Source organism: Roseiarcus fermentans, from assembly GCF_003315135.1.
GTDB classification, from domain to species: Bacteria; Pseudomonadota; Alphaproteobacteria; order Rhizobiales; family Beijerinckiaceae; genus Roseiarcus; species Roseiarcus fermentans.
On sequence record NZ_QNRK01000033.1, the window covers coordinates 23,267 to 48,306 of the forward strand.

Annotated in this window: 21 protein-coding genes; 12 read left to right on the plus strand and 9 right to left on the minus strand. The window is 70.0% G+C overall.

The annotated features are described in order from the left end of the window. The first annotated feature begins 272 nt into the window (after positions 1 to 272). Entirely contained in the window at positions 273 to 1,355 is a 1,083-nt protein-coding gene (locus DFR50_RS23700) for a transaldolase family protein (RefSeq protein WP_210209021.1), read from the plus strand. A 102-nt stretch (positions 1,356 to 1,457) separates the two neighbouring features. Here DFR50_RS23700 and DFR50_RS23705 read toward each other — a convergent pair whose 3' ends face one another. After that, on the minus strand, positions 1,458 to 2,306 hold the full coding sequence (locus DFR50_RS23705; RefSeq protein WP_113891749.1) for a MurR/RpiR family transcriptional regulator: 849 nt from the start codon (positions 2,304 to 2,306) through the stop codon (positions 1,458 to 1,460). A gap of 244 nt (positions 2,307 to 2,550) precedes the next feature. Between DFR50_RS23705 and iolG the strand changes: the two genes are divergently transcribed. From iolG to DFR50_RS23740, 7 genes are all read left to right on the plus strand, one after another. Then, positions 2,551 to 3,546 carry an inositol 2-dehydrogenase gene (gene iolG, locus DFR50_RS23710; protein WP_113891750.1) on the plus strand — a complete coding sequence of 332 codons (996 nt, stop codon included), beginning with the start codon at positions 2,551 to 2,553 and terminating at the stop codon, positions 3,544 to 3,546. 63 nt (positions 3,547 to 3,609) lie between these two features. Beyond that, entirely contained in the window at positions 3,610 to 5,520 is a 1,911-nt protein-coding gene (locus DFR50_RS23715) for a bifunctional 5-dehydro-2-deoxygluconokinase/5-dehydro-2-deoxyphosphogluconate aldolase (RefSeq protein WP_113891751.1), read from the plus strand. 59 nt (positions 5,521 to 5,579) lie between these two features. Continuing rightward, entirely contained in the window at positions 5,580 to 7,436 is a 1,857-nt protein-coding gene (gene iolD, locus DFR50_RS23720) for a 3D-(3,5/4)-trihydroxycyclohexane-1,2-dione acylhydrolase (decyclizing) (protein WP_113891791.1), read from the plus strand. 75 nt (positions 7,437 to 7,511) lie between these two features. Then, positions 7,512 to 8,342, plus strand: a complete 831-nt coding sequence (gene iolB, locus DFR50_RS23725) for a 5-deoxy-glucuronate isomerase (RefSeq protein ID WP_113891752.1) — start codon at positions 7,512 to 7,514, stop codon at positions 8,340 to 8,342. A gap of 437 nt (positions 8,343 to 8,779) precedes the next feature. Next, positions 8,780 to 9,022 (plus strand): BON domain-containing protein, encoded by a 243-nt coding sequence (locus DFR50_RS23730; RefSeq protein WP_113891753.1) that lies wholly within the window; start codon positions 8,780 to 8,782, stop codon positions 9,020 to 9,022. A gap of 2 nt (positions 9,023 to 9,024) precedes the next feature. Further along, positions 9,025 to 9,225: a hypothetical protein gene (locus DFR50_RS23735; protein WP_113891754.1), complete on the plus strand. Its 201-nt coding sequence runs from the start codon at positions 9,025 to 9,027 to the stop codon at positions 9,223 to 9,225. Between the two features lie 562 nt (positions 9,226 to 9,787). Continuing rightward, positions 9,788 to 10,792: a Gfo/Idh/MocA family oxidoreductase gene (locus tag DFR50_RS23740; protein WP_113891755.1), complete on the plus strand. Its 1,005-nt coding sequence runs from the start codon at positions 9,788 to 9,790 to the stop codon at positions 10,790 to 10,792. A 49-nt stretch (positions 10,793 to 10,841) separates the two neighbouring features. On the opposite strand, the gene DFR50_RS23745 is transcribed toward DFR50_RS23740, so the two are convergent. Beyond that, positions 10,842 to 12,932, minus strand: coding sequence for a S9 family peptidase (locus tag DFR50_RS23745; protein ID WP_113891756.1), 2,091 nt, complete (start codon positions 12,930 to 12,932; stop codon positions 10,842 to 10,844). Positions 12,933 to 12,958: 26 nt separating this feature from the next. Then, the gene (locus DFR50_RS23750; protein WP_113891757.1) at positions 12,959 to 13,609 is read right to left on the minus strand and encodes an HAD hydrolase-like protein; all 651 of its coding nucleotides are present in this window, start codon (positions 13,607 to 13,609) and stop codon (positions 12,959 to 12,961) included. A gap of 145 nt (positions 13,610 to 13,754) precedes the next feature. On the opposite strand from DFR50_RS23750, the gene DFR50_RS23755 reads away from it, so the two are divergent. Next, positions 13,755 to 14,654 (plus strand): DMT family transporter, encoded by a 900-nt coding sequence (locus DFR50_RS23755; protein WP_113891758.1) that lies wholly within the window; start codon positions 13,755 to 13,757, stop codon positions 14,652 to 14,654. Positions 14,655 to 15,298: 644 nt separating this feature from the next. On the opposite strand, the gene DFR50_RS23760 is transcribed toward DFR50_RS23755, so the two are convergent. The 3 genes from DFR50_RS23760 to DFR50_RS23770 all read right to left on the minus strand — a co-directional run bounded on the left by DFR50_RS23760 (position 15,299) and on the right by DFR50_RS23770 (position 18,598). Beyond that, positions 15,299 to 16,426: a purine-nucleoside phosphorylase gene (locus DFR50_RS23760; RefSeq protein WP_210209023.1), complete on the minus strand. Its 1,128-nt coding sequence runs from the start codon at positions 16,424 to 16,426 to the stop codon at positions 15,299 to 15,301. Positions 16,427 to 16,459: 33 nt separating this feature from the next. After that, positions 16,460 to 17,461 (minus strand): Gfo/Idh/MocA family protein, encoded by a 1,002-nt coding sequence (locus tag DFR50_RS23765; protein ID WP_113891759.1) that lies wholly within the window; start codon positions 17,459 to 17,461, stop codon positions 16,460 to 16,462. Between the two features lie 102 nt (positions 17,462 to 17,563). After that, positions 17,564 to 18,598 (minus strand): aldo/keto reductase, encoded by a 1,035-nt coding sequence (locus tag DFR50_RS23770; protein ID WP_113891760.1) that lies wholly within the window; start codon positions 18,596 to 18,598, stop codon positions 17,564 to 17,566. A gap of 215 nt (positions 18,599 to 18,813) precedes the next feature. Between DFR50_RS23770 and DFR50_RS23775 the strand changes: the two genes are divergently transcribed. The 3 genes from DFR50_RS23775 to DFR50_RS23785 are packed head-to-tail and all read left to right on the plus strand — an operon-like array spanning position 18,814 to position 21,544. Continuing rightward, positions 18,814 to 19,479 carry a Spy/CpxP family protein refolding chaperone gene (locus DFR50_RS23775; RefSeq protein ID WP_170153364.1) on the plus strand — a complete coding sequence of 222 codons (666 nt, stop codon included), beginning with the start codon at positions 18,814 to 18,816 and terminating at the stop codon, positions 19,477 to 19,479. Between the two features lie 59 nt (positions 19,480 to 19,538). Then, a complete protein-coding gene (locus DFR50_RS23780) occupies positions 19,539 to 20,240 on the plus strand; it encodes a response regulator (RefSeq protein ID WP_113891762.1) in 702 nt (233 codons plus the stop codon). Continuing rightward, on the plus strand, positions 20,237 to 21,544 hold the full coding sequence (locus tag DFR50_RS23785; RefSeq protein WP_113891763.1) for a sensor histidine kinase: 1,308 nt from the start codon (positions 20,237 to 20,239) through the stop codon (positions 21,542 to 21,544). Before DFR50_RS23780 ends, DFR50_RS23785 begins: the two co-directional genes overlap by 4 nt. Positions 21,545 to 22,011: 467 nt before the next feature. Here the strand turns inward: DFR50_RS23785 and DFR50_RS23790 are convergent, their stop codons facing one another. The 3 genes from DFR50_RS23790 to DFR50_RS23800 all read right to left on the minus strand — a co-directional run bounded on the left by DFR50_RS23790 (position 22,012) and on the right by DFR50_RS23800 (position 25,010). Further along, entirely contained in the window at positions 22,012 to 22,794 is a 783-nt protein-coding gene (locus DFR50_RS23790) for an ATP-binding cassette domain-containing protein (protein WP_113891764.1), read from the minus strand. After that, positions 22,791 to 23,876, minus strand: coding sequence for an ABC transporter permease (locus tag DFR50_RS23795; protein WP_113891765.1), 1,086 nt, complete (start codon positions 23,874 to 23,876; stop codon positions 22,791 to 22,793). The genes DFR50_RS23790 and DFR50_RS23795 overlap by 4 nt, the downstream gene beginning before the upstream one ends. 123 nt (positions 23,877 to 23,999) lie before the next feature. Continuing rightward, positions 24,000 to 25,010, minus strand: a complete 1,011-nt coding sequence (locus DFR50_RS23800) for a substrate-binding domain-containing protein (protein WP_113891766.1) — start codon at positions 25,008 to 25,010, stop codon at positions 24,000 to 24,002. Positions 25,011 to 25,040: the final 30 nt, after the last annotated feature.

The following is a 25,040-nucleotide window of genomic DNA, read 5'->3' on the forward strand; positions in this document are numbered from 1 at the left end:
TCCTTGCAAAATGGATGCAAACTTCGTCGTGGGTTGCTTCGTCGCTTTGCTCCTCGCAATGACGGGATTGGGAGTTACGCCGCTTTCGGCCGTCCCGGCTGCGACGCTCCGCGCGGCGGCGGCCGGCCGGACACCGACCCGTTGACCGTCTTGAAAAAACGATATGGACGAAACAATCCATTTATGATAGGCGATGGAATGACCATGTCGCATACCGACACTCGGGTCGGAAGGACCTCAGTGAACGGGCGCCCGATGGAGGAGAGGAAGACGTGACCATTTCGCCCCCGAACCCGTCGCCGCTGTATCGGACCGTGCACGCCGGGCCGACCGACGTCTGGAACGATTCCTGCTCGCCGCGCGAACTCGAATACGCGATCGGCAACGGCGCGGTCGGCGCGACCACCAACCCATCGATCGTCCTGGCGGTGCTGAAGAAGGAATTCGCGGCCTGGAAGGACAGGCTGCTTCAGCTGATCCACGACAACCCCGCGGCCAGCGAGGACGAGATCGCCTGGAAGCTGATCGAACTCATGGGGTTGCGCGGCGCCGAGATGCTGCTGCCGGTGTTCGAGCGCGAGCGGCGCCGCAAAGGGCGCCTGTCGATGCAGACGAACCCGGTCAACTACCGCAACGTTCCGGCGCTGGTGGAGCAGGCGGTGCATTTCGCTGGCCTCGCGCCCAACATCCAGGTCAAGATCCCCGCGACCGCCGCCGGGATCGCCGCGATCGAGGAGGCGACCCGCCTCGGCGTCGACATCAACGCGACCGTCAGCTTCACCCTGCCCCAGGCGATCGCGGTGGCCGAGGCGGTCGAGCGCGGCCTCGACCGCCGCGCCGCCGAAGGTCACGACGTGTCCGGCATGACGCCGGTCTGCACGCTGATGATCGGGCGCCTCGACGACTGGCTGAAGGTCGTCGCGACCCGCGAGGGCGTCGTCACCACGCCCGGCCATCTCGACTGGGCAGGCGTGGCGACCTTCAAGAAGGCCTACGGCCTGTTCAAGGCGCGCGGATACCGGACGCGGCTGCTCGCCGCGGCCTACCGCCACCACCTGCACTGGTCGCAACTGATCGGCGGCGACGTCGTTCTGACCATTCCCTACGAGTGGCAGGTGCAGTTCAACAAGTCCGACGTCGAGGTGAAGAAGCGGATCGACGATCCCGTCGATCCCGCGATCGTCGCCGACCTCTATCGAAAATTCCCCGACTTCCGCCGCGCTTACGACGAGGGCGGCCTCTCGATCGAGGAGTTCGACCGCTACGGGGCGACCGCAAGGACCTTGCGGTCGTTCATCGAAGCCTACCGGGAGCTGACGGCGCTGGTGCGCGATTCGATGCTGCCTGCGCCGTGAGATCCGACGGCGGGGGCGGCCGAACACCGTCCCCCTCGCCGCCGCCGATGCAGCTCCGCCCGAAGATTTCATAATATAGGCGTTATAGAATTAAAATTCCATCTATCGCCTGCCGCCCGCGCGCCGCTTCTCCGCCACGGCGATCGCCAGCGCCGCCGCCAGCGTCATCGTGGCCGCGAGCGTGCGAAAGCCCTCGAAGTCGCTCTCGACGATCTCGAACCACACGCTGGTGTTCAGCGCCAGCGGGCTGAACGGGCTGTCGGTGATCGAGACCAGCGGCGTGTTCTGCGCGACGATCTGGCGGGTGTATTCGACGGTCGTGGGCGCATAGGGCGTGAAGCTGACCGCGAGCGCCGCGTCGCGCGGGCCGGCGAACGCCAGGATTTCGCGGTCGACGCCGCTCGGCGAGCCGGCCAGCACCGTCCTGATCCCGAGCGTTCCCAGCGCATAGTGCAGATAGGCGGTCACCGGATAGGACCGGCGCAGCCCGATCAGGTAGACGGTCTCCGCCGCCGCCAGGATCCGCGCCGCCTCGTCCAGGTCCTCCGGCTTGACGCGCTCCTTCACCCTTTCGATCGAACGGATCGCCGCCTCGCTGAATCCCTCGATCGCCGCCATCGCCGGCGAATGGCCGGACGTGTGTTCGTCGAGGGATTGCAGGCGGGCCTCGTAGTTGTTCGGCCGGTCGCGCAGCCGCTCCTGGAACACCGCCTGCAACTCGCTGAACCCGCTGTAGCCCAGCGCCTTGGCGAAGCGCACCAGCGTCGAGGGCTGCACAGCGGCGCGCTCCGAAATGCTGCCGACCGTTCCAAAGGCGATGTCGTCGGGAAACTCGATCGTGTAGGCGGCCACCTGCGCCAGCCGCCGCGGCAGCTTGTCGCGCCGTTCGATGATCAGGTCGCGCAGCTCGTTGAAGGCCTGCGGCGGACTGTCGGTGAGGGCTTCCGTCATCGCGATGTCTCTCGAAGCCGCCTTCCGGCGATGGGAAAGCCGTCAGCCTAGCCGAAAACCGCACGATTGCAAAACGAAACTGTTGACGGTGAAGGAAAATGGAATATAAGTTCCATCACGATCCCCCTTGGGACGAGGCTCGCGGCCCCTTCGACCGCGACGACCGGCGGAAACGTTCGACGGCGGATGTCTTGCGCGCGACGGGCGGTCGCGGCGCAGACGAGCCGAATGGAGAGACGACACCATGACGCTGAAGTTTGGCCTTCTGGGCGCCGGCCGCATCGGCAAGGTTCACGCCGGGGCGGTCGCCGCGAACGCGGGCGCGAAGTTGGTCGCGGTCGCCGACGCCCTCCCCGAAGCCGCCGAGGCGATCGCCGCGAGCTCGGGCGCTCAGGTGCGCACGGTCGAGGCGATCATGACGGCCAGGGACGTCGACGCGGTGCTGATCACCACGCCGACCGACATGCACGCCGACATGATCGAGCAGGCGGCGCGGGCGGGCAAGGCGATCTTCTGCGAGAAGCCGATCGACCTGTCGGTCGAGCGCGTCCGGCGCTGCCTCGCCGTCGTCGAGGCGGAAAAGGCGCCGCTGATGATCGGCTTCAACCGCCGCTTCGACCCGAACTTCCGCGCCGTCCGCGCCCGCATCGACGCCGGCGCGATCGGCGCGGTGGAGATGGTGTCGATCACCTCGCGCGACCCCGCGCCGCCGCCGATCGCCTATATCGGGCGCTCGGGCGGCCTGTTCCGCGACATGACCATCCATGATTTCGACATGGCGGCGTTCCTGCTCGGCGAGGACCCGGTCAGCGTATACGCCACCGCCTCCAATCTGGTCGATCCCGCGATCGGCGCCGCGGGCGACGTCGACAGCGCGTCGCTGATCCTGACCACGCGATCGGGCAGGATCGCCCAGATCGCCAATTCGCGCCGCGCGACCTACGGCTACGACCAGCGGATCGAGGTTCACGGCTCGAAGGGCATGGTTTCGGCCGAGAACCTGCGCGAGACCACGGTCGAGGTGGCGAACGAGACCGGCTACCTGCGCGACCCGCTCCTGAACTTCTTCATGACCCGCTACACCCAGGCCTACGCCGCCGAGATCGCCGCCTTCATCGAGGCGGTCGCGGCCGGCCGGCCGATGCGCCCGTCGGGCGAAGACGGGCTGAAGGCGCTGGTGATGGCGGAAGCCGCGCTGAAGTCCCTGAAGGAAGGACGGGCGGTCGAGATCGTCTACTGAAGGACGGCCGGCGGGGGCGTTGCGGGTCAGGGATTGCGGGTCCGGACGACAGGAGCAAGGGCCATGGACAAGACGCTCGACCTGATCGCCATCGGCCGCTCCCTGATCGACCTCTACGGTCAGCAGATCGGCGGCCGGCTCGAGGACATCGGCAGCTTCGCCAAGTCTGTCGGCGGCTGCCCGGCCAACATCGCCATCGGCGCGGCGCGGCTGGGCCTCAAGTCGGCGCTCGTCACCCGGGTCGGCGCCGAGCAGATGGGCAATTTCATCCGCGAGCAGCTCGTGCGCGAGGGCGTCGCTGTCGAGGGCGTCCATGTCGACCCCGAGCGCCTGACCGGCCTCGTCCTGCTCGCGGTCGAGCGCGAGGGCGTGTCGCCGATGACTTTCTATCGCTCCGACTGCGCCGACATGGCGCTCGACGAGAGCGACATCGACGAGGATTTCATCGCCAGCGCCCGCGCGATCGTCGTGACGGGGACGCATTTCTCGAAGCCCGCCGCCGCGGCGGCGCAGGCCAAGGCGATCCGGCTCGCCAGGGCGCACGGCGGCAAGGTGGCGTTCGACGTCGACTATCGTCCGAACCTGTGGGGTCTGGGCGGCCACGCCGCCGGGTTCGAGCGCTACGTGAAATCGGACGCGGTGTCGGCGCGCCTCAGGCCCGTCCTCGCCGATTGCGACCTGATCGTCGGCACCGAGGAAGAGATCATGATCGCGGGCGGCGCCGACAGCGTGCTGGCCGCGCTCGAGGCCATCCGCGCCGTCTCCGCCGCGACCATTGTCCTCAAGCGCGGCGCCAAAGGCTGCATCGTCTATGACGGTCCGATTCCCGCCGATCCCGAGGCCGGAATCGTCGGCCGGGGCTTCGCGATCGAGGTCTTCAACGTGCTCGGCGCGGGCGACGCCTTTCTGTCCGGCTTCCTGCGCGGCTGGCTGCGCGGCGAGGATCTCGCCACCTGCGCGACCTGGGCCAACGCCTGCGGCGCCTTCGCGGTGTCGCGCCTGCTGTGCTCGCCGGAATATCCGACCTGGGCCGAGCTGAAGCATTTCCTCGATCACGGCGGCGCCACGCGGGCGTTGCGCAAGGACGCCACGCTGAACGCCATCCACTGGGCGACGACGCGACGGCGCGAGATCCCGCGCCTGATGGCGCTCGCCATCGACCATCGCCTTCAGCTCGAGGATCTGGCGCCGGACGAGGGGGCGCGCGCGCGCATCCCCGGGTTCAAGGTTCTCGCGGTCGAGGCCGCGCGCCGCGTGGCCGCCGGCCGCCCCGGCTTCGGCGTGCTGCTCGACGACAAATACGGGCGCGAGGCGCTGTTCGCCGCCGGCGCAGGCGGGGACCTGTGGGTCGCGCGGCCGGTCGAGCTGCCCGGCTCGCGCCCGCTTCGGTTCGAGTTCGGCCAGGATCTCGGCAGCCGGCTGATCGAGTGGCCGGTCGACCATTGCGTCAAGGTCCTGTGCTTCTACCATCCCGACGACGACGAAGGCCTGAAGCGCGAGCAGACCGAAAAGCTCGTATCGGCGTTCGAGGCGTCGCGCCGGATCGGGCGCGAAATCCTGATCGAGATCATCGCCTCGAAGGCGGGGCCGGTCGACGCCGACACGGTGGCGCGCGCGCTCGGCGAGCTTTACGAGGCGGGCCTGAGGCCCGACTGGTGGAAGCTCGAACCGCAAGCGTCGGCCGCGGCGTGGGCCGCGATCGACGGCGTGATCCAGGGCGCCGACCCGTATTGCCGCGGCGTGGTGCTGCTCGGCCTCGACGCCCCGATCGAGGCGCTGAAGGAGAGTTTCGGCGCCGCGCGCTCGGCGGCCACGGTGCGCGGCTTCGCCGTCGGGCGAACGATCTTCGGCGAATCGGCCGAGCGCTGGCTCAACGGGACGATCGAAGAGGCGGAGGCGGTGGACGCGATGGCGGCGCGCTTCGGCGCGCTGACCGACCTGTGGCTGTCGCTCGAGCGGCGGCGGGCCGCGTGACGTCGGCCGCCGATGGACGGGCATTCGACGACCGGCAAGGGGTCGGGAGGGACATGATCATGACGGGCAGGACGGTGCGGCTCACGGTTGCGCAGGCGCTGGTGCGCTTTCTGACGAAGCAGATGACGGTGGTCGACGGCGAAAAGCTGCCGATCGTCGCCGGATGCTGGGCGATCTTCGGCCACGGCAACGTCGCCGGCATGGGCGAGGCGCTCTACGAGGCGCGCGAGGCCCTTCCCACCCTGCGCGCCCACAACGAGCAGGCCATGGCGCTGGCGGCGACCGCCTTCGCCAAGGCGACGTTCCGCCGTCGCTTCATGGCCTGCACCACCTCGATCGGCCCCGGCGCGCTCAACATGGTGACCGCCGCAGCGGTCGCGCATGTCGACCGGCTGCCGCTCCTGCTGCTTCCGGGCGACGTGTTCGCCGACCGCCTGCCCGACCCGGTGCTGCAGCAGATCGAGGATTTTTCCGACGGCACGGTCACGGTCAACGACTGCTTCCGGCCGGTGTCGCGCTACTTCGACCGAATTCAGCGTCCCGAGCAGCTGATCCCGGCGCTGCAGCGGGCGATGACGGTGCTGACCGACCCGGCCGCCTGCGGCCCGGTGACGCTGGCGCTGTGCCAGGATGTGCAGACCGAAGCCTGGGACTGGCCGGAAAGCCTGTTCGCCGAAAAAATCTGGGCGACGCGGCGCATCCGTCCCGACCTCGACGAACTCGCCGCGGCCGCGGCCGCGATCCGGGCGGCGAAGCGGCCGATGATCATCGCGGGCGGCGGCGTGCTGTACTCGGGGGCCTGCGACGAACTCGGGGCCTTCGCCGAGACGCACGGGATTCCGGTCGCGGTCAGCCAGGCCGGCAAGTCGGCGATCGACGAGACCCACCCCCTGGCGCTGGGCGCGATCGGCGTCACCGGAACGTCCGCGGCCAACGCGCTGGCGGCCGACGCCGACCTCGTGATCGCGATCGGAACGCGCCTGCAGGATTTCACCACCGGCTCGTGGGCCCTGTTCAAGTCGGACGCGATGAAGATCCTCGCCCTCAACGTCGCGCCCTACGACGCCGCCAAGCACGAGGCGCAACCGCTCGTCTGCGACGCGAGGGCGGGCCTCGCCGAACTGTCCGCGGCGCTGCGCGGCTGGACGGCCGACCCGGCGGTCGCGGAGCGCGCCACGCGGGAAAAGGCCGCCTGGTTCGACGCAGCCAGCAAGGCGCTGAGCCCCAGCAACGCCGAACTGCCCTCCGACGCCGAGGTGATCGGCGCGGTCGTGCGCGCGCTCGGGGTCGAAGAGACCATCGTCGTCAATGCCGCCGGCGGCCTGCCGGGCGAACTGCACAAGCTCTGGGTCCCGACCGAGCCCGGCGGCTATCACCTGGAATACGGCTTCTCCTGCATGGGCTACGAGATCGCCGGCGGGCTCGGCGTGAAGATGGCGCGGCCCGACAAGGAGGTCGTGGTGATGGTCGGCGACGGCTCCTACATGATGATGAACTCGGAGCTCGCCACCTCCGTCAGCCTCGGGCTCAAACTCGTCGTCGTCGTGCTCGACAACCACGGCTTCGGTTGCATCAACCGGCTCCAGATGGAGACGGGCGGGGCCAACTTCAACAACCTGTGGAAGGACTGCGCCATGGTGGCGCAACCGGACATCGACTTCGCCGAACACGCCGAGAGCATGGGCGCGATCGCGGAAAAAGTATCCTCCATCGCAGACCTCGAACGCGCGCTCGAGACCGCCAGGACCAACGACCGCACCACGGTCGTGGTCATCGAGACCCACCCGCTGATCGTGACCGAGGCCGGCGGGCACTGGTGGGACGTCGCCGTTCCAGAAGTGTCGTCGCGCGGCGAGGTGAGGCAGGCGCGCGAGAGATACGAGGCCGCCCGCAAGAGTCAGCGGCGGTTCGACTGAGGACCCTTCGTGATCTTTGTGGTGAAGAACCACCAAGGTCACGAAGATCACGAAGACGCACGAAGGAGCAGGGACATGTCGCAGCTGCGGGTGAGACCGAAGGCGGACCACGGGCTCGTCACCGAGGTGACGCCGGAAAGCGCCGGCTGGCGCCATGTCGGCTTCGCCCTGCACCGGCTCGCCGCAGGCGAGTCCCTCGAAGCCGAAACCGGCGCGCGCGAGGTGTGCCTGGCGCTGGTCTCGGGCAAGGCCCGGCTCGCGATCGACGGCGAGGACCTGGGCGAGATCGGCGAACGCATGAGCCCGTTCGAGGGGCCGCCGTGGGCGGCCTACATCCCGGCCGGCGGCCGCTATGCGATCACGGCCACGACCCCGCTCGAACTCGCGGTCTGCTCCGCCCCCGGCGGACCTGGCCATCGGGCGAAGCTGATCCCGCCGGGGACGCATCCGCAGATCGTGCGCGGACAGGGGTCCAACACCCGCCGCGTCACCAACATCATGCCCGAGGACGACGGCTCGGCCGACGCGCTGCTGGTGGTCGAGGTGATCACGCCGGGCGGCAACACCTCGTCCTACCCGCCGCACAAGCACGACCGCGACGACCTGCCGAACGAGAGCTATCTCGAGGAAACCTACTACCACCGCTTCAACCCACCCCAAGGGTACGGCTTCCAGCGCGTCTACACCGACGACCGCTCGCTCGACGAGTCGGTGCTGATCGAGGACGGCGACGTGGTGATGGTGCCCAAGGGCTATCACCCGGTCGCCACGCTGCACGGCTACGACAGCTACTATCTCAACGTCATGGCCGGGCCGCACCGGGTATGGAAGTTCCACAACGAGCCGCGGCACGCCTGGCTGTTCACGGGCCTGGGCGCGCCGGGCGGGCCAGCCGGCGGACGGTGAAGCGCGCGGGCGGCGACGCGGCGACGGCGCCGAAAAGCTGTCGCCCGGCCGCCACGCCGCACGGCTGCGCCAGCGGCCGCGCGAACCCCTGCCGGGACGCGGACGACAGACCAGACACGGGAGCCAGGCCCGACGGCCCGTCCTCGGCGGCGGCCGCGCGGCAACGGTCGCCCGATCGATTTGACCATTTTCAAATTGGTCATCATCATGGATCACCAGTCAAAAGTAGAGTACACTCGATCCCCGCCGTCCAGTCCTGTTGACCTTCTTCCACATGGACATCTGATACGCTCATTAGTCTGAGGTATATTGTCGCACGGGGAGTAGTTAAGTTGCTTTTAATTTCTTTACATGGTTGTACTGGCCTGCACGATCTGTGCGTAAATACTTGCTAAGAGCGTGCGGCACTTAAGCCGAATCACAGCGAGGAACGCGCCATGACGGATCTAGGTACGCAGGTCGCGAACGCGCTTCACTGGAACCTCGCGATCCCTCGTCACCGGGTGACCGCGGAGGAGAAACAAGGTCTGGTCGTCTTGCAGGGTGTGGTGGAACTGGACCAACAGAAATTTTGCGCGGAAGCGACCGCGCGCCGGGTGCCGGGCGTCGTCGACGTCAGGAACGAAATCGCAGTCCGCGACGTTAACAGGCTTGTTGGCGCGCGCCGGGAGGAAACGTGATTATGCCTGACTGGAAAGTCTTTTATCGGGACCAACTCGATCAGGACAGGACGTCCGGAAGCATTTCGAGCAAGGAAGCGGCGCTGACGCGGGCGAAACACCTCCGTCGGCAACGCGCCGAAGTGTACAAGATCGAAGGGCCGGATGGACTGACGCTGCCCAAGGTGGAAATCGCCCGCTGGATGTCCGACAACCGATACTGACGGGGCGCCCCCCAGACGGGGAGGCCCGAGGCGGCGGAACACGCGGCCGGTGTGCGCAGGAACCGCCGGCGAGGCGTCCGGTCCAGGACGCCCGCCGGTTCGCTCGAGCGTCTTCTCGCGCAAGCTTCGGCCGCGCGGGCGAGCGTCCCGCCCGGGCGCCGCCGCCCTTCTCGCTCCCGAGCCCTTCCGCAAAAGTCTTGACGCGCCTGAACGGCCGCGCCGCGCCGACTCATCGCTCGTCGCCGGCGGGTCCGCGTGGCCGCCCGCGCCGGTCGCCGTCGCGCCATGCGATCGGCGCATCGATCGAGCGCCCATTCCATATATTTCAAAATATGAAACGGACAACTCGCCAAACTGGCCTCACGCCTCCGATTCGGCTGCGAAAAGCGTAGCGCTCGCCGTCATATTGGAATATTGATTTCATAAGCGCGAGAAACTGGCTGCTTCCTTCCGGTGAAGGCGAGGCCTGCGCTGCCGGGGCGAACGCCGTCCGGCCGAATTGAAAATCCTGCGCAGCCGGATCGCCGGGTCCGCCGCGCATCGATCGGAAGGACCTCGCGTTATGTCCGACACGGTTCGCATCGGCGTCGTCGGGCTCGGCCGCCTCGGTCGCCGCCACGCGGAAAACCTCGCTCGCCGCATCGCGGGCGCAACCCTCGTCGCAGCGGCGAGTCCCGTCGCCGAGGAGCGCGCCTGGGCCGAGCGCGCGCTGAACGGGGTCGCGACCTACGCCGGCCTGACCGAGCTCTTGCGCCATCCGGATCTCGACGCCGTCTGGCTGGTCACGCCGACGTCGCTGCACGCCGATCAGGTGATCGAGGCGGTCGAGGCCGGCAAGCACGTCTTCTGCGAAAAGCCGCTCGCGCTCGATCCCGCCGATTGCGACCGCGCCATCGCGGCGGCGGCCGGGCGGCCGGAGCAGATCGTGATGGTCGGCTTCATGCGCCGGTTCGACCCCGCCTACGCCGAGGCGAAGCGGCTGATCGACGAGGGCGCGCTCGGCGACATCGTCGCGATCCGCTGCGTCTCCGAAGACCCGATCGATCCGGACGGCTTCTTCGTCCGCTTCGCGCCGACCTCGGGCGGCGTCTTCCTCGACTGCTGCATCCACGACATCGACCTTGTCCGCTGGATGCTCGACGGCGTCGGTTTTTCCGCCGTCGCCGCCGTCGGCAGCCGCATCGTCACCCCCGCGCTCGCCGATTGCGGCGACGTCGACACCGCCTCGGCCTGCGTGGCGTTCGCGGGCGGAACGATCGCCGACTTCTACGTGACTCGCACCTCGCACCGCGGCTACGAGGCGGCGATGACGATCGTCGGCTCGAAGGCGACGCTCGAGGTCGGCCGCGCCATCCCGAAGCTCCCGCTGACGCTGGAGCAGGCGGGCCGCCGCTCGGTCGCCGGCCAGGGCGATTTCTTCGAACGCTTCGGCGAGGCGTTCCTGCTCGAGGCCCGCGCCTTCGTCGCGGCGGTCCGCAACGGCGGCCCGACTCCGCTCGGCCTCGGCGACGCGCGCGAGGCGACCCGCCTCGCCTGCGCGATGCGCGCCGCGCTGAAGGTTGGGTGAGGCGCGCAGCGCCGGCGCCGAAGGGCGGCCGCGCCCGAGCCGAGCGCGGCTACAAGCGGTGACAGCAGGCGAGCGCGAAGGCGGCGTTGCGGGCCACCTCGGTCAAGTGGTCGAACCGGCCGGGCTTGCCGCCGTGGCCGGCGTCCATGTCGGTGTGCAGCAGCACCGGGCCGCCGCCCGTCATCGTCGCCCGGAGTTTCGCCGCCCATTTCGCCGGCTCCCAATAGGCGACGCGCGGATCGGTCAGGCCGCCGAGCGCGAGAATCGGCGGATAGGCCTGCGCCCGGACGTTGTCGTAGGGGCTGTAGCCGCGGATGGTCGTGAAGGCCGCGGGATCGCGCACCGGATCGCCCCATTCCAGCCATTCCGGCGGGGTCAGCGGCAGCGTCTCGTCCATCATGGTCGCGAGCGCGTCGACGAACGGCACGTCGGCGACGATTCCGGCGAACAGGTCCGGCGCGTCGTTGACGACCACCCCCATCAACAGGCCGCCGGCGCTGCCGCCCTGCGCCACGATGCGGCCCGCGCTCGTGTAGCCTGCCGCGACCAGATGCCGGGCGGCGGCGAGGAAGTCGGAAAAGGTGTTCGGCTTGCGGGCGAGCTTGCCCTCCTCGTACCAGCGCCATCCCTTCTCGGTCCCGCCGCGCACGTGGGCGATGGCGAAGACGAAGCCGCGGTCGACCAGCGACAGCCGGCTGGTCGAGAAGCCGGCCTCGACCGACCAGCCGTAGGAGCCGTAGCCGTAGAGGAGCAGCGGCGCCGAACCGTCGCACACGACCTCGCGCCGCATCAGCACGGACACCGGAACGGTCTCGCCGTCGGCCGTGGGCGCGAACAGCAGACGGGTCACGTAGCGCCCGGAATCGTGGCCGGAGGGCACGACCTGCCGCTTGACCAGCGTGCGGGCGCGCGTCGCGCAATCGTAGTCGTAGACTTCCTCCGGCCGCGCCATCGACGACCAGGCGAACCGGATTCCCGGGCTGTCGAACTCGTAGACGGTGTCGAAGCCGAGCGCGTAGGTGGCCTCGTCGAAGGCGACGTCGTGGCGGTCTCCCGTCTCGCGGTCGATCACGATCAGGCGCGGCCGGCTGTCCTCGCGCGCCAGCAGCGCGAGATGGCGGGCGAGCACGACGGCGTCGATCAGATAGCAGCCGTCGCGATGCGCGACGACGTCGCGCCAGTTCGCCTCCTCGGGCGCGTCCCGCGGCGCCTCGACGATCTTGAAGTCGCGCGCCTGCCTGTTGGTGCGGATCAGGAACCGGTCGCCGCCGTCGAGGACGTCGTAGAAATGCCCCGGCCGGCGCGGCGCGACGAGGCGCGGCGGCCGGGTCGGATCGGCGAGGTCGACGACATGCGTCTCCGACCCGTCGTGGCCGTGCACGTCGATCATCGCGGTCAGCCCGTTCAGCGCCCCCCCGACGCCGATGAACCAGGCCGGATCGCGCTCGGCGAAGATCTCGGCGTCCTCGCTCTGGTCGGTCCCGAGCCGGTGCAGCATCACCCGGAACGGCCGGTGCTGTTCGTCCAGCTCGACATAGAGGAAGCCGGCCGAATCGCGCGTCCAGACGATGTCCTCGCCGGCGTTGACGACGCGGTCGCCGAGGTCCGCGCCGGCGGCGAGGTCGCGGACACGGATCGTCAGGAGTTCGGAGCCGAGATCGTCGGCGGCCCAGGCGAGCCTGGCGTGATCGGGGGAATGCGCCGCGGCCTCGAGGCTGAAGAAGGCCTTGTCGCCTGCGAGCGCGTCGCCGTCGAGCAGCGTCTGGTCGTCGCCGCCGGCGCGCGGCCTGCGGCAGACGAGGCGATGCTGGCCGCCCGGCCGGTAACGGGTGAAATAGGCCCAGGGCCCGTCGGCCTGCGGCGGCTCGCTGTCGTCCTCCTGCAGCCGCGCCCGCATCTCGGCGGCGAGCGTCTCCTGCAAGGGCTTCGTCGGCGCGAGGACCCCGTCGGCGTAGGCGTTCTCCGCCTCGAGCAGCGCGCGAATGTCGGGCGCGAGCGCGGCCGGATCGCGCAACACCTCCTCCCAGTTCTCCGCCCGGAGCCACAGGTAGTCGTCCGTCCAGGCGACTCCGTGGGCGGATCGTTGCACGGGGCGCCGGTCGGCGCGCGGCGGTTCGGGAGCGTCGGGGAATGCGGTCATGGCGCTTTCTGCCACGACGGGCGCAGTCAGCAAAGCCGGGCGAGGGCGGCGGGGACGTCGTAGGGACGGGCGCAGAGGATCGCGGCGCCCGCCGCGACCAGTTCGGCCTCGCCGCCGAATCCCCAGAGCGCGCCGATGGTCGGGACGCCGCTGCGGGTCGCGCCGATCACGTCGTGCTTGCGATCGCCGAGCATCGCGCACGATCCGGCGGCGATTCCCTGATCGGTCAGGATGTGGGCGATCAGTTCGCCCTTGTCGTCGAAGCGGCCGTCGAGTTCGGCGCCGTAGGCCGCGTCGAAATGACGGGCGAGGTCGAAGCGCTCCAGAATGCGGGTCGCATAGACGATCGGTTTCGAGGTGCAGAGCACCAGCCGCACGCCGGACGCGCGCAGCGCCGCGAGGGCCTCCGGCGCGCCGTCGTAGACCGACGCCTCGTAGAGGCCGGTCGCTCCGTAGCGGGCGCGATAGGCGGCGAGCGCCGCCTCGGCCTCGTCCGCGCCGCCGAGAACCTCGGCGAACGACGCCCGCAGCGGCGGGCCGATAATCCAGGCGAGGTCCTGCGCCGGGGCGGCCGGGCGCCCCATCGCCGCGAGCGCGTGGCGGAAGCTGCCGACGATTCCCGCGGCCGGATCGGTCAGGGTGCCGTCGAGGTCGACGAGGAGGACGGTGCGAATCATCGGGCGCCACGAGCGGACAGGACCGGAACCACCTTGGCCCGGTCCGCGAGGGGCGGCAAGCGGGCGCCGGGCGCGGCGCGGTCTTCGTCGGCGCGAGACGGGGCGCCGCTGGCCGGAGAGCGCGCGAATCTGATAGCGCGTGACGATGAGCGGCAATGCGGAAACGGACATCGAAGCCTCGCGCGGCGCCGGGGTCGATCGCGCGGGCCTCGTCGCCCTGCTCGCGGGAACCGCGATCATCGCCTGGTCGGGCATTCTGGTTCGCTTTCTCGACGTCGGACCGCTCGCGGGGGCGGCCTGGCGCATGGGTCTCGCGGCGCCCGCGCTGATCGTCTGGATCCGGGCGTCCGGGCGCGCCCGCCCGCCCGGGGCGGACCTTTGGGCGGCGGCGATCCCGCTCGTTCTCGCCGGCCTCGCCTTCGCGGTCGACGTCGGGTCGTTCCACCTGGCGATCTTCGGAACCCGGGTCGCCAACGCGGTCTTCATCGGCAACGTCGCCCCGATCCTGACCGTGATCGGCGGGGCGATCTTCTTCGCCGAGCATCCGCCCCGGCGGGTCTGGCTGGCGCTGGCGCTGGCGCTCGCGGGCGCCTGGGTGATGGCCGGAATGGCGGCGCCGGCGCATGTCGGCGCCGGCGACGCCTTCGCGCTGTGCGCGGCGACGGCCTATGCCGCCTACCTCCTGATCATCAAGCGCCTGCGGGAAAAGCTCGACGCGCCGACGGCGACGCTGTGGTCGGCGGCCGTTTCGGCGGTCGCGCTGACGATCGCGGCGGCCGCGCGCGGCGAGACCCTGATCCCCTCGACCCCGCTCGGCTGGACGATCGTCGTGCTGCTCGGCTTCGGCTCGCACGCGATCGGCCAGGGCCTGACCTCGCTCGCGATCGGCCGGACGCCGGTCGCGATCGTCGCGCTGGTGATCCTCGCCCAGCCGCCGTTCTCGGCGCTGCTCGCCTGGGGGGTGCTGGGCGAGGCGATGACCGGGCTGCAACTGATCGGCGGCGCGATCATCCTGATCGCGGTGCTGATGTCGCGGCCGGCGTAGCGCGCCGCCGCCGCCCGGGCCGCCAGGCCGGGGAACGGGACAGGACGCAGGCGGTCCGCCGCCGCATCCTGTCGCGGACGAAGCCGGCGAGACGGCTTCCGAGCCCCTATGCGAGACCGGGTCCAGGCCGCCCGCCGCCCTCGTATCGGCAAATATCCGATGACGCGATAGTAAAACAGCGATGACCTTTCTGCGCATGTCAAGTTCATCCCCGACCTCTTCGTCGACGTCTCTGCTGCCATCCCCTGCGCTCGCGCTCTGGTCATGCGACATAGTGTCCGGGAGCGACCCAGAACCTGCACTCTACGTATAAGTCCTAATTGTGGACACAGCCTGCATGGTGTCGGAAGGGCGGGCGCGACACCGCCGGAACACAGAACGCTCAATCAAGAGTCCCGCGAGAGGGCTTGGGATCGTTTCGCGGGAGGCCGGCCGGTGTCGCCCCCAACCCTGGAGCCTCGGCCCTGCCGGGGATGGGCGCGCCGGGTCATCCTCCGGCCCCGCGTCCTTGCAAGCGAGCGCCCCTCGGGGGGGTGTCGCGACTCGCGAGGGCGGCCGGGAGCGATCCGTCGAGGCTGCCGCGCCGGATCCTGACCTGGCGGCGGGAGGAGGCGGTCGGACTCTCGCCCCTCCGCTCGACCGATTTACGGCCCCGGCGCCGAAGGCGTCCGGCTGCCGTACTCGTCCCAGTGATCGACGATTTCGTTCACCACGGCGCTGCCGGCGAGGTAGACGTTCTGCAGGCTCTCGTCGAAGGCCGAGAGACCGCCGCCCGCCGCATCCTGAGCGAGCAGTTGAGCGGGCGTCTGACCTGGACCGGGCGTGGTGTAATCGCTGGCGGCGCGCAGATCGAGCACGCGATCGATATCGATCGCGTGGTTCTGGGCCAGGAACGTCAACGCCTGCATATAGCCGGCGTCCTCCTCGGCCGACATTGTGAAGACCGCCATGCCGTGGCTCCAGTAGCGCACCCAGTTCTCCGCCCAGGCGTTGAGCCGGTCGCCGATCCAGAACGTTCCGGCGGCCAGCGTGTCGCCCTTCAGGATCAACGGCGGCGACTGTGTCTTGGGATAGGCGCTGAAGTGCGCGCGAAGCGCCTGCAGCCTGGCGGTGTCGGGCAACGTCACATGGGCATGGTCGAACTGGAACGCCCACCGGACGAGGCCCGCATTGAGATGGAACAGATTGTCGCCGTTCGTCGAGTCCGCAGGCGGCGGCGGGTTCTGGTAGGGGGCGGAGCGGCCGAGCGGCACGTAACCGCTGCTCCAGTCGCCTGGAATCTCGCGTGCGTCGATTTCGTAGGCGAGGTCGCCATCGGCGACGTACTCGGCCCATGACGCCGATCCCGCCGGCCCGGCGTTCGGATCGATGCCGCCGATTCCCGCCAGAATCCAGTAGGCGTGGCTGAGATCGAAGCGGCGATCGTTGGCGAGCGCCGTGATCGAGGCCGCCATGCGCGTCGGCCCCTCGCCGGTTTCGATTCCGAGCACCTGCTTGTCGGGATTGTAGCGCAGATGGTGATAGCCCTGCGGGAACGGAATGACGACCGGCAGCGGGTAGTTGACCACCCAGGTGCTGAACTCGCCGGGCGCGCCCGTGTCGTCGCCGGTATCGAACGTGGTGACGACGACGAAGCGGATCGGCAGGGGCGGCTCCGGCGCCGCCTCCGGCTCTGCGCCGCGCGCGGGCGACACGGCCAGCGCCAGCAGCAGCGACAGCGGCGCAAACCATGCCTGACGGCGGCGCCGGCCGACGATCCAGCGCATGGTCATGGCCCTCGCTTCGACTGCGCAGCAGGGCATTCCCTACAGCGCCTGCCACATGCCGCTCTCGGCCGCGCCGAACAGCGCGTCGATGACGCGCATGTTCAGGACCGCGTCCTCGATCGGGAACTCGAGCGGCGCTTCGCCCAGGACCGCGCGGGAAAACGCGTCGCCCTGCAGGCCGTACTGGTCGCAGACCGGAAATTCCTCGACCCGCGCCCCGGCGCCCATGAGATCGGCGCCGTCGTCGATCACGATCCGCATCGGCCGGTCGGGCAGCGCGTTGAACGGCACCAGGATCTCGATCCGCCCGGCTTCGCCGACGACCGTCACCCGCTGGTGCGGCGCGAGCTGCGTCGCCGCGCTGAAGGTCAGATGGCGGCCGCCCGGAAACGCGACGATGCCGCTCGCCAGCCGGTCGACGCCGAAAGCCGGGTCGCGCTCGAGGCTCGCCGCGACCCGCGTCGGCTCGGCGCCGAGCAGATAGCGCGCGGTCGCCACCGCGTAGCAGCCGATGTCGTAGAGCCCGCCGCCGCCCGGCGGCCGGTTGCGCACGTTGTCGGGATCGAGCAGATGATAGGAAAAGAAGGTCTGGATCGCGCCCACGCGCCCGATCACGCCCGATTGCACGAGCTCGCGCGCGCGCCGCCATTGCGGGTGGTAGCGGACCATGAAGGCCTCGGCGACGAGTTTTCCGCTCCTGTCGCGCGCCGCGACCAGCGTCCGCGCTTCCTCGGCGGTCAGCGCCGCCGGCTTCTCGCACAAGACGGGCTTGCCCGCTTCCAGCGCCTTGATCGACCACGGCACGTGCAATTCGTTCGGCAGCGGATTGTAGATCGCCTCGATCTCCGGATCGGCGAGCAGCGCCTCGTAGGAGCCATAGGCGCGGCCGATCCCGAGCTGGTTCGCCGCCTCCCGCGCGCGAGAATCGTCGCGCGAGGCGATCGCGGCGATGTCGCAGCGCTGCGCGCGCTGCATCGCCGGAATCACCTTTTCCGTGGCGATCTTCGCCACGCCGAGCACGCCCCACTTGACCTTGCGCATGTCTTCCTCCGAAAATAGACGGTATTTTTTTGGAGAGGCGGCGCTTCGCCGCCGCCTCCGAAGGAGCGCGAGACGCGCTCCCTCCGTTCGAGCGCGCGCGCTTTACCCCTTCGGCCCCGGCACGCGGCCGTCGGCCTGGCGCGCCAGCATCCAGCCGGGATATTCGGGCTTAAGCGCGCTGACCGTGTCGAGGGCGGCGATCTCCTCGGCCGTCAGCGCGAGGCTCGTAGCGGCGAGGTTGTCGTCGAGCTGCTCGACGGTCTTGGCGCCGACGATGACGCTCATGACGCCCTTGCGCGCCAGCAGCCAGGCGAGCGCCACCCGCGCCACCGACGTCTCGTGCGCCTTGGCGACCGTTCCCATCACGTCGATGATGTCGAAGGCGCGCTCCTTGTCGACCGGCGGGAAGTCGAAGGTCGTGCGGCGCGAGTCGTTGTCGCCGCGCTTGTCGCGGGTGAACTTGCCGGACAGGAAGCCGCCGGCGAGCGGGCTCCACACCATCACGCCGAGGCCCTGGTCCTCGACGAGCGGCAGGATCTCGCGCTCGAGCTCCCGGCCCGCGATCGAGTAATAGGCCTGCACCGTCTCGAACCGCGCGAGCCCGTGTTTGTCCGAGATCGCCAGCGCCTTCATGATCTGCCAGGCGGCGAGGTTCGAGCAGCCGATCGTGCGCACGAGGCCGCGCTGGACGCAATTGTCGAGCGCCCTGAGCGTCTCCTCGATCGGCGTCACCGGATCGAAGCCGTGGATCTGGTAGAGGTCGACGTAGGCGAGGCCGAGCCGCTCGAGACTCCCGGCGATCTGGTCGAGGATGTGGCCGCGCGACAGGCCGACCGCGTTCGGCCCCGGCCCCATCCGGCCGCGCACTTTTGTGGCGACGATCACGTCCTCGCGCTTGACGCCGAGGTCCCGCAATGCCTGGCCGAGCTGCATCTCGGACCGCCCTTCCGAATAGACGTTGGCGGTGTCGATGAAGTTGACGCCGGCTTCGAGCGCCCGCACGACGAGCGCGGTCGAGGCCGCCTGATCCAGCTTGCCGATCGCCTGCCAGAACCCGGCGCCGCCGCTGAAGGTCATGGTGCCGAGGCAGATTTCCGAGACGTACTGGCCGGTGCGGCCGAGCGGTCGATAGCGCATGGGGTCCTCTCCCGATTCTCGAGTTCGCGTCCGCGGGGAGCGGACACCTAACCCTCGATCGTTACGGCGGGCAAATCGCAGCCGCGTGAACAGCCGCCGCGGAAACGCCCCCGTCCCTTCATCCTTCTTCACATTCAACCGGAACGCGCGCAACGCGCGCGCCGTAGCGTCCCTGTCGAAGCGGCGCCCACGCGCCGCCGATGACGGAGAGAACCATGATCACGGACAATACGGCGAACCAGCCGCAAGGCCTCGCGCAGACGCCAACGGGCCGCCGCGGGCGGCGCTGGCTTCGCCCTGCGGCGCTGGCCGGCGTGCTCGTCGGCGGCGTCGCGCTCGCGGCCGGCGGATATGCGGCCTATGCGGCGACGGCCGGCGCCGACGGCGCCGGGTGGCGGGACGGCATGCGGCTCGCCTTCGCCCAGCGCGCCATCGCCCATGCGCTCGACAGCGTCGGCGCGAGCTCGGCGCAGGAAGCCAAGATCCACGACATCGTCGCCGCCCGGTTCGCCGAACTCGGTCCCGACCCGGACGAGCGGGCGGCCATGCGCAAGCAGGCGCTGGCGCTTCTCGCCGCCCCGACGATCGACCGCGCCGCGGTGGAAACGATGCGGCTCGACGCGGTGGCGAAGTTCGACGCCAAGTCCAAGGCGATCGTCGCCGGCCTCCTCGACATCGCCGACCAGCTCACCCCCGACCAGCGCGCCAAGCTCGCCGCCCACGCCGAGGAGATGGCCGAGCGCGGCCCGATGGGCGGGCCCATGGGAGGCCCCTGGGGCCACTGGGGCCACTGGGGCCACGGTCCGATGATGGACGGCCCGCACGGCGGACCGGACGACGGCCCCGGCCACGGACCGGACGGCGGACCCGACAAGGACTGACGAGGCCGGACGAGGCCTGCTAGGAACCCCCCGCGGCATCAGCGGGACAAGGGCGCGCCATGGCGGAGCGGCTTCTCATCATCGACGACGATCAGCGGCTCGCCGCCATGGTCGGCGACTATCTCGGCGCCGCCGGGTTCGTCGTCGACCGCGCGCTCACCGGGCGCGAGGGCCTCGCGGCGCTCGGGCGCACGGCGTTCGACGCCGTCATCCTCGACGTGATGCTGCCCGACATCGACGGGTTCGAACTCTGCCGGACGATCCGCGCCCGCGCCCAGACGCCGATCCTGATGCTGACGGCGCGCGGCGACGAAACCGACCGGATCGTCGGCCTCGAACTCGGGGCCGACGACTATCTGCCGAAACCCTTCAGCCCGCGCGAATTGCTGGCGCGGCTGCGCGCCATCCTGCGCCGCGGCCCGCTGCCCCGGGCGGCCGGGTCGGGCGAACTGCGTTTCGGCCGGCTCGTCATCGACCGCGAGTCGCGCAGGGTCAGCGTCGACGGCGAGGAGAAGACGCTGACCAGCCACCAGTTCGACCTGATGGTCGCGCTCGCCGAGAACGCCGGGCGGGTGCTGAGCCGCGAGCGGCTGATGGACCTCGTCAAGGGCGAGGAGCTCGACGCCTGCGACCGCACCGTCGACGTCCACATTTCGAGGCTGCGCGCGCTGATCGAGGATGACGCCAAGCACCCGCGCCGCATCATCACCGTGCGCGGCGCCGGCTACGTGTTCGCCAGAAAGCAGGACGGCGAGGCATGATCGTGGTCCAGCGTCGGCTGTTCTGGAAGATCTACCTGACGCTGCTCGCGAGCCTCGTCGCCGTCGCGGTGCTGATGGGCGCGTTCTGGTCGCTGGTCGGCGAGAGCGGCCGTCCGCGCTGGGGCGCGTTCCACCTCGAGGTCGACGAACGGCTGATCCCCGAGCGCGACAGCCCGCCGGGCGCGATCGCGGCGGCGATGAAGCGGCTCGGCGACGAGATGGACGCCGACGTCTCCGCCTACGACGCCCGCGGCGCTCTGGTCGCCGCGCAGGGCGCCCCGATCGCCTTCGGCGAAGGGGAACGCATGCGGTTCGGGCCGCCGCCGCACATCGTGCGCATCGATCTTCCCGACGGCCGCACGGTGCTGGCGCGGCTGCGCCCGCCGGGCCCGCGGCCGCACCTGCGCATGCTCTCGCTCGTGCTGCTGGCTGCCGGCGGCGTCGGGCTCGCGGCCTTTCCGCTCACCGCCCGGCTGACCCGCCGGCTCGAGGGCCTCAGAACCGGGGTCGAGCGCTGGGGCGCGGGCGAACTCGCGCTGCGCGTCGACGACGCCGGGCACGACGAGGTGGCGGTCGTCGCGCGCGCCTTCAACGTCGCCGCGGGCCGGATCGAGGACCTCTTGACCTCGCAGCGGGCGCTGCTCGCCAACGCCAGCCACGAACTGCGCTCGCCGCTGGCGCGCCTGCGGATGGCGATCGAGCTGTGGCTGGCGCGGCCGAGCCCCGACCTGCTCGCCGAGATCAACCGCAACCTCGCCGAAAGCGACGGACTGGTCGACGAGATCCTGCTTGCGAGCCGCCTCGACTACGACCGCGCGCCGCGGCCGCCGGGCGCTCGGGTCGATCTCACCGCGCTCGCCGCGGAGGAGGCGGCGCGGCTCGAGCCCGGCGCCGCGAGCCTCGCCGAGAGCGGCGCGCCGGTCGAAATCGACGGCGACGCGACGCTGCTGCGCCGCCTGATCCGCAATCTGCTCGAGAACGCGGTCAAGCACGGCCGCCCGCCGGTGGGCATCGCCGTCGTCCGCGACGGAAACCTCGCGCGCGTCGCCGTGTCGGACTGCGGCGACGGGATCGCGCCCGAAGAGCGCGAGCGGGTGTTTGCGCCGTTCTACCGGCCCCCGGGGCGCAGCGAATCCTCGGGCGGCTGGGGCCTCGGCCTGTCGCTCGTGCGCCAGATCGCGGAGCGGCACGGCGGCGGCGCCCGCTGCGAGGCGGCGCCGGGCGGCGGCAGCCGCTTCGTCGTCGACCTCGCGGGCGACGCGGTGGAGCTTCCCCCGAGCGGAGAAGGCGAGAGGCGGACCTGAGCGGCGACGGGCGCGCGAGGCGCGGCCGGCCGGGGCTCGATCCGCCGGATCGGGGCGGTTTTCGCGCCGCGGCCGCCGCCCGGGAGGATGCGAACGTCCCCCTTGCAAATCGGCCGGGAGTATGAAAACTAACTAGCCGTGGGTATATTTCCCACGTGCAGGGACGCGGTCCCGTGGGGGCGCGTCCAGCCTCGGACGCCGCCGGCGCCGCCATCCCTCTTCTCGCCCTTCTCGGGTTGGCGCGCCTGCGGCGGCCGACGAGGCGGGCGCCTCAGGGCGGCGATCGCGACCCCCGGGGAGGCGGCGAGGATCATGCGGCGACCGCCCCTGGCGCTCAGCCTTCGTCGATGACCGCGCGGCCCTGCCGCGCGGCGCGCCGCCGACCGCGGGAACAGGCGCTTGACTCCGGTCCCGCGCCGGCAGGTCTGGCGGACGGCTCCCCGGCGCGCCTGCCGGGCCGAGCGACCCTACGCCGCCTCCGCCTGCATCGGCGGCGCCATGGCGCCGGTCATCATCGCCACCGCGTCCGACATCGTCACCGCCTTCGGGTCGACGACGGTCAGCCGGCGGCCGAGGCGGTGGATGTGGATGCGGTCGGCGACCTCGAACACGTGCGGCATGTTGTGCGAAATCAGGATGATCGGCAGGCCGCGTTTCTTCACGTCGAGGATCAGTTCGAGCACCCGGCGCGATTCCTTGACCCCGAGCGCCGCCGTCGGCTCGTCCATGATCACGAGGCGCTTGGCGAAGGCGGCGGCGCGCGCCACCGCCACGCCCTGGCGCTGGCCGCCCGACAGCGTCTCGACCGGCTGGTGGATGTTCTGGATCGTCATCAGCCCGAGTTCGTTCAACTTTTCGCGGGCGAATCGCGCCATCCGGCCGCGGTCGGTCGCCCGCAGCCACTGGCCCATGAAGCCGGGCATGCGCGGCTCGCGGCCCAAAAACATGTTGTCGGCGATCGACAGCGCCGGCGACAGCGCCAGCGTCTGATAGACGGTCTCGATGCCGGCCTCGCGCGCGGCGATCGGCGAGCTGAAACTGACCACCTCGCCGCCGAGCCGGATCTCGCCGGAATCCGGGATCACGGCGCCGCAGATCGCCTTGATCAGCGTCGACTTGCCGGCGCCGTTGTCGCCGATGACGGCGAGAATCTCGCCGGGATAGAGGTCGAAGTCGCAATGGTCGAGCGCGGTGACGCGGCCGTAGCGCTTGACGAGCTGGCGGCAGGTGAGAATGGGTTCGACGCTCACTTGGAAACCCTCCGGATCCACTGGTCGAGCGCGACCGCGACGATGATCAGGACGCCGATGGCGAATTCCTGCCACAGCACGTCGAGGCCGGCGAGCGAAACGGCGGAGCGGAACACGCCGACGATCAGCGCCCCGACCAGGGTGCCGATGATCGAGCCGCGCCCGCCGAACAGCGAGGTGCCGCCGATCACCACCGCGGTGATGCTGTTCAGGTTCATATTCTCGCCCGCGGTCGGGCTGATCGCGCCGACGCGGCCGATCAGCGCCCAGCCGGCGATCGCGGCGATGAAGCCGGCGAACACGTAGACGCTGAGCAGGATCCGGTCGGTGTCGATGCCCGCGAGCCGCGCCGCCTCCGGATCGTCGCCGGTCGCGTAGACGTGGCGGCCGTAGGCGGTGCGGGTGAGGATGTACCAGACGACCGCGGCGACGATCAGCAGCAGGAACGTGCCCCACATCACCCGCACGTCGCCGATGGCGACCTGATCGCCCATCAGGCTCAGGAACGGCGCCTGCTCGTCGATGTCCTGCATGCCGATGGTTTCGCTGCGCGAATAGAAGGTGATGAGCGCGCCGATGATGCTCAGCGTGCCGAGCGTGACGATGAACGGCGGCATCTTCAGCCGCGTCACCAGCGCTCCGTTGACGTAGCCGAACACCGCGCCGCACAGGAGACCGAGCGGAAAGGCGATGATCGTCGGCACCCCGTCGAGCACGCCCAGACGCCCCATCACCACCGACGAAATGACCATGATGACGCCGATCGACAGGTCGATGCCGGCAGTCAGGATCACCAGCGTCTGCCCGATGCCGAGAAGGCCGGTGACCATCACCTGGGTCAGGACGGTCGAGAGATTGCTCGCGGAGGTAAAGCGGTGCGGATTGACCGCAACGCCGAGCAGAAGGCCGAGCGCCAGCACGACGAACGGCACCGTCGTCGGATAGGCGTGCAGGAATCGCTGGAGCCGCTGGAGCAGGGTGAGCCGCTCCTCGTCGAACGAGGCGACGCTGGTGGTCGCCCCGGCCAGAACCTTCTCGAACTCCTGCTGCGCAGGACGGCCCGTCGGAGTCGCTTCGCTCATGGGCTTCCTCGTTCGTTTCCCGATGTCTCGAGCGCTCGTTTCGGCCCGCCGGCCGCGATCTTCGCCGCGGCCGCCGGGATTTTTGGCTCTTTCAGGGGATTAAGCGCCCCCCTCGGCGGGAAATCAACCCCAGCAGAGCTTCATGCCCTCGTCGACGCTGATCGAGGGGACGCCCGGAACCGGATGATCCGTGACGAGCTTCTCGCCGGTGTCGATGCTGGTCGGCTTCTTGCCGGTCTTGACGTAGTCGGCGATCGCCTGGACGCCGTCGGCCGCCATCAGCAGCGGATATTGCTGGGAGGTCGCGCCGATGATGCCCTCCTTGACCCACTTGACGCCCTGGCAGCCGCCGTCGACCGCGACCACCGTCACGCCCTTGTTCTTGCCCGCCGCCTTGAGCGCCGCGTAGCCGCCGTATGCAGCCGGCTCGTTGATGGCGTAGACGAGGTCGATCTCGTCGGCCTTCTGCAAAATGTTCTCCATCGCCTTGCGGCCGCCCTCGGTCGAGCCGGCGGTGACGTCGGAGCCGACGATCTGCGGGCTGTCGCTGGTCGAGAAGTGCTTCGGGTCCTTCACCTTGATGCCGAAGCCGTCGAGGAAGCCGTTGTGGCGCAGGTAGTCGACCGACGGCTGGTTGGCCGCGAGGTCGAGCGTCGCGATCTTGGCCGTGGCGGCCTTGTCGCCGAGCGTCCCCTTGGCCCAGGCGCCGATCAGCTGCCCGGCCTTGAAGTTGTCGGTCGCATAAAGCGCGTCGGCGGCGGTGACGGGGTCGAGCGGCGTGTCGAGCGTGATGACGACGATGCCGGCGTCGCGGGCCTTCTTGACCGTCGGCACGATGGCGGTCGAGTCGCTCGGCACCAGCAGGATGCCCTTGGCGCCGGCGGCCATCAGCTGCTCGATCGCGGCGACCTGGCCGTCGTTGTCGCCGTCGGCCTTGCCGGCGTAGGCTTGCGGCGTCAGGCCGAGTTCCTTGGCCTTGGCCTCGAAGCCTTCCTTCATCTTGACGAAGAACGGGTTGGTGTTGGTCTTGGTGACGAGGCCGACGATCGGCCCGTCGGCCCACGCGGCGCCGGTGAGCGCGACGGTGACGGCCGCGGCGGCGACGGTCGCAAGGATGGCGGAGATTTTTTTCACTTGTTCCTCCCAAGGGGATACAATCGGCGG